This is a genomic window from Gardnerella sp. C0684A1 (assembly GCF_055326835.1).
Map to the genome: position 1 here is coordinate 1 of NZ_JBLTSX010000066.1, position 249 is coordinate 249.

The window sequence follows — 249 nt, forward strand, 5'->3', positions numbered from 1 at the left end:
GCCTTGCGGAGGGTCGCCTCCGCCTTCCAGTCGTCCCCCTCATCGGCCGCGTGCTCAAGGAAGAACGTCTCGTCCTCGATCGGCGGGCCACCGTTGTGGCCGATCCCGGCGAGCTTCTTCCGCTCGTCCTGGATCAGCGCGTAGCATGGACCGGCGAGGTTCTCGCCGGCCGTCGTGATGATCAGCTGCACGGGCTGGTCGCGCGCGCCCATGCCGGTCTCCATCGTGGAGACCTGCCCGTCGTCGCGG

Annotated in this window: 1 protein-coding gene; it reads right to left on the reverse strand. The window is 69.5% G+C overall.

The window, feature by feature from the left end:
* The coding region (locus tag ACNEUN_RS06365; protein WP_463631607.1) for a hypothetical protein at nt 1–224 on the reverse strand (224 nt) is incomplete at its 3' end.
* Between the last annotated feature and the right edge of the window lie 25 nt (nt 225–249).